This is a genomic window from Bradyrhizobium sp. P2_E8 (assembly GCF_056403875.1).
This window is the reverse complement of sequence record NZ_JBFUES010000675.1, coordinates 1-4,316: the sequence shown is the minus strand read 5'-3', so window position 1 is coordinate 4,316 and position 4,316 is coordinate 1. Positions and strand designations below refer to the sequence as shown.

The following is a 4,316-nucleotide window of genomic DNA, read 5'->3' as shown; positions in this document are numbered from 1 at the left end:
TCTCGGCGACTGTCGCGGGCGAGCCGACGATCCAGTTCCGCTTGGCGCAATATTCGACGGTGACGTCGCTGTCGGGCACGTCGGGCGCGTGCTTCAGGTAGTCCTTGAAGCCGAAATGGCCGAGCAGGGGCAGGAAGTACTCGTGCATCATCCGGCCCATCATGTCGCCGGTCGAGAGCTTCCAGGCCTCCGCGTCGGTGTCGGCGACGAAGACTTCGCGCACCAGCCGCCAGTCCTGCCGGTTCGGCTTGCGGCCAGTCTTCGCCGCACCGATCTCGACCGAATCCCAATGGCTGCCGACATAGGCGGGATTGAGGTTGAGGCTCATCGGGATGAAGCCGCGCTCGCCGGCGAGCTTCAGCGTGTCCGAGTTCTTCGACAGCCCGGCGACGCCGATCGGCGGATGCGGTGCCTGCAGCGGCTTGATGTGAGGCTTGAGGAAGTCGAACATCGTGTCCGGCTTGGTCACCGTCCAGAATTTGCCCTTGTAGGTCCAGGGCGCGGGATCGGTCCACATCTTCAGGATGATCTCCAGCGCTTCGCGGGTCATGTCGCGGTTCTGCCCGCTCATGCCGTCGACGTTGAACATCGCCCAGTCGCTCGGCAGGCCGCTGGCCGCGACGCCGAAATTGAGCCGGCCTTCGGACATGTGGTCGAGCATGGCGACGCGGTTGGCGAGCTCGGCCGGGTGGTGATAGGGCAGCAGGAAGCCGCCCGGCCCGATGCGCAGGCGCTTCGTCTGCATCAAGGCTTGCGCGATCAGGAGATCCGGCGTGGGATTGGGTTCCCATGGTGCGGTGTGGTGCTCGCCGACCCAGGCCTCCTGATAGCCGAGCTCGTCGAGCCAGCGCATGACTTGTAGGTCCCAGTCGTTTCCTTCCTTCAGGCCGCACTCCGGCGGATGCGAAGGCATCGTGAAATAGCCGATCTCCATGGCTTTCCTCTCCATAATTGACGCGTCTTGCTGCGCGGTTCACGGATGTGAGTGGGAAGGCATGAGCAAGCGGTGTGCCAGCGCGGCGGCGTCTCAGACCTGCGAGAAAACGCTGGTTTGCGGCGGCAATAGCCGATATCCCGGGGCAAATTTGCTGGCCGTCGTCTCATTGTCGCGAGACGGCGTCCTGCCGGCGAGACGAGGACGAGACCTGAGATGACCGAACCCGCCTATGTCGCGGTGGACTGGGGCACCAGCAGCTTCCGCCTGTGGTTGATCGACCGGGTCGGCCGGGTCCTGGCCGAGCGCCGTAGCGATGAAGGCATGCTGGCGGCGGCCAAGACCGGATTTGCCGGCGTGCTGCAATCGCATCTTGCGGCGGTCGAAGCGCCGGATCATCTGCCCGTTCTGGTCTGCGGCATGGCCGGCGCCAAGACCGGCTGGGTCGAGGCCGGCTATGTCGACACGCCGGCGCCGCTCGCCGCCATCCTGAAGCAGGCCGTGCGCGTGCCGGGCGGGGCGCGTGATATCCGCATCCTGCCCGGCATCGCGCAGCGCGACGTCAAGGCACCGGATGTGATGCGCGGCGAGGAGACGCAATTGCTCGGCACGCTCGGCCTCGCGGCCGCCGGCGAAGCGCTGGTCTGCATGCCCGGAACGCATTCGAAATGGGTGCGGGTGAAAGACGGCACGGTCGCGCATTTCTCCACCTTCATGACCGGCGAGCTGTTCAGCGTCGTGTCGCGCGAGACGATCCTGTCGCTCGCGGTCGCCGGTGCCGATGACGCCGAGGATGCGGCGAGCTTCAGGACTGCGGTGAAAGCGGCGTTTGAGGCGCCGGCCTTTGCGGCCAATCTCCTCTTCGGTGCGCGGTCGCGGCAGCTGCTGTTCGGCGGTACGCCGGCTGCGGCGCGCGAGACGCTGTCGGGCACCTTGATCGGTGTCGAGCTGGCGGCGGGTCTCTCCGGCGCCGTGCCGAAAGCCGGCGTCACGTTGATTGCCTCGGGGCGGCTCGCGATGCTGTACCGGCTCGCCTTCGACGCGCTGCCGGTGATCGTGACGCCGATCGATGCGGATGAAGCCGTCCGCCGCGGCCTGTCGATGGCAGCCGCGGCCATCTGGACGAGTTAAGAAGGATTCTTGAGATGAGCGTTCCCTTTCCCCCGATGCAGCGGCCGCTGGTCGCGATCCTCCGTGGCGTGAAGCCGGAGGAGGCCGAGGCGATCGTCAGCGTGTTGATCGAGGCCGGCATGACGGCGATCGAGATCCCGCTGAATTCGCCCGACCCGTTCCGCTCGATCGCCACCGCCGCGAAGCTCGCGCCGGCCGGCGTGCTGATCGGCGCCGGCACCGTGCTGACCACCGCAGATGTCGATCGTCTCAATGACGTCGGCGGCAAGCTGATGGTCTCGCCGAATGTGGATACGCAGGTGCTCGCGCGTGCGCATCAGTACGCCATGGTGACCTTGCCGGGCGTGTTCTCGCCGACCGAGGCGCTGCTTGCCGCGCGCTCGGGTGCATCGGGCCTGAAATTCTTTCCGGCAAGCGTGCTCGGCGCGTCCGGCATTGCCGCGATTCGCGCGGTGCTGCCGGCCGGCGTGATGATCGCAGCCGTCGGCGGCGTCTCCGACCAGAATTTTGCGGAGTATATCAAGGGCGGCGTGACCGCATTCGGGCTCGGCTCCAGCCTCTACAAGCCCGGCATGAATGCGGCGGATGTCGCAGCTCGCGCAAAGGTGACGATCGCGGCCTACGATCGGGCGATTGCGAAAGACTGACCTCGCAATAAACCAGCCGTGATCCCGTCACGGTGGCGCATTATCCTATCTTGCCGTACCAGCGAGATCAGGAGACCGACATGGCGATCAACAACGTGGCCGATCTGTTCGTGGCAACGCTCGAACAGGCCGGCGTCAAGCGGATCTACGGCATCGTCGGCGACAGCCTGAATGCGTTTACGGAGGCGCTGCGGCGCCGCGGCACCATCGAATGGGTCCATGTCCGGCACGAGGAGGTTGCGGCGTTCGCAGCCGCCGGTGAAGCCGAGATGACCGGAAGCCTTGCCGTCTGCGCGGGTTCCTGCGGCCCGGGCAATCTGCATCTCATCAACGGCCTGTTCGACGCGCATCGCAGCCGCGTCCCCGTGCTGGCGATCGCGGCGCAGATTCCGTCGGCCGAAATCGGCGGCGGCTATTTTCAGGAGACCCATCCGCAAAACCTGTTCCGGGAATGCAGCCATTATTGCGAGCTGGTCTCGGATGCGAGCCAGCTTCCTTTCGTGATCGAGAATGCCATCCGCGCGGCCGTGGGCCTGCGCGGCGTCGCCGTCATCGCCATGCCCGGCGACGTCGCTTTCCGCGCCCCGCCGAAGCGCGCGCTCTCGACGGCGCGGGGGCTCGCGCTGTCGGCGCCGAGGGTCGTGCCTGCGGCCGATGAGCTGAAGGCGCTGGCCGACCTCCTGAACGGTGCCGAGCGCATCACGCTGTTCTGCGGCCGTGGCTGCGCCGGCGCGCATGCCCCGTTGATGCAGCTTGCGGAAGCCTTGAAGAGCCCGATCGTGCATGCGCTCGGCGGCAAGGAGCACGTCGAATACGAAAATCCCTACGATGTCGGCATGACCGGCTTCATCGGCTTCTCCTCCGGCTATGCCGCCATGCATGCCTGCGACGCGCTGGTGATGCTCGGCACCGATTTCCCCTACAAGCAGTTCTTCCCGACCGACTGCCAGATTGCGCAGATCGACATCCGCCCGGAAAATCTGGGACGGCGCTGCAAGATCGACCTTGGCCTCGTCGGTGACGTCAAGCTGACCATCGAGGCGCTGCTGCCGCTGTTGAAGACGAAGACGCAGCGCAAGCATCTCGACGATGCCGCTGCGCATTACAGGAAGGCGCGCGAAGGGTTGGACTCGCTCGCCAGGGGCACCCCCGGCAGCAAGCCGATCCATCCGCAATATCTCGCAAAGGTCATCAGCGAGCATGCGTCCGAGGATGCCGTGTTCACCGCCGATGTCGGCACGCCCACGGTGTGGGCGGCGCGCTATCTCGAGATGAACGGTCGACGCCGGCTGATCGGCTCTTTCGTGCACGGCTCGATGGCCAACGCGATGCCGCAGGCGATCGGGGCGCAGGCCTCGCAGCCCGGCCGTCAGGTGATCTCGCTCTCGGGCGACGGCGGCTTCACCATGCTGATGGGCGATCTGATCACGCTGACGCAGATGAAGCTGCCGGTGAAGGTCGTCGTCTTCAACAACGGCGTGCTCGGCTTCGTCGCGCTGGAGATGAAAGCCGCCGGCTTCGTCGACACCAATGTCGACCTGCAAAACCCCGATTTCGCGGCGATGGCGCGCGCGATGGGGATCTTCGCGAAGCGTGTCGAGGAC

4 protein-coding genes are annotated in these 4,316 nt (G+C 66.0%); 3 read left to right on the top strand and 1 reads right to left on the bottom strand.

The annotated features are described in order from the left end of the window. The coding region (locus AC1D00_RS29290) for an LLM class flavin-dependent oxidoreductase (RefSeq protein ID WP_477013061.1) at positions 1-934 on the bottom strand (934 nt) is incomplete at its 3' end. Positions 935-1,150: 216 nt separating this feature from the next. On the opposite strand from AC1D00_RS29290, the gene AC1D00_RS29285 reads away from it, so the two are divergent. From AC1D00_RS29285 to poxB, 3 genes are all read left to right on the top strand, one after another. Then, positions 1,151-2,065, top strand: a complete 915-nt coding sequence (locus AC1D00_RS29285) for a 2-dehydro-3-deoxygalactonokinase (RefSeq protein WP_404558759.1) — start codon at positions 1,151-1,153, stop codon at positions 2,063-2,065. Positions 2,066-2,079: 14 nt separating this feature from the next. Continuing rightward, positions 2,080-2,712 carry a 2-dehydro-3-deoxy-6-phosphogalactonate aldolase gene (locus AC1D00_RS29280; protein WP_027547118.1) on the top strand — a complete coding sequence of 211 codons (633 nt, stop codon included), beginning with the start codon at positions 2,080-2,082 and terminating at the stop codon, positions 2,710-2,712. An 80-nt stretch (positions 2,713-2,792) separates the two neighbouring features. Continuing rightward, on the top strand, positions 2,793-4,316 hold a 1,524-nt coding region (gene poxB / locus AC1D00_RS29275; RefSeq protein WP_477013060.1), incomplete at its 3' end, for a ubiquinone-dependent pyruvate dehydrogenase.

Bases quoted from the DNA above. Each gene is read 5' to 3' on its own strand.
- AC1D00_RS29285 (WP_404558759.1), top strand. From the start codon at position 1,151: ATGACCGAACCCGCCTATGTCGCGGTGGACTGGGGCACCAGCAGCTTC.
- AC1D00_RS29280 (WP_027547118.1), top strand. From the start codon at position 2,080: ATGAGCGTTCCCTTTCCCCCGATGCAGCGGCCGCTGGTCGCGATCCTC.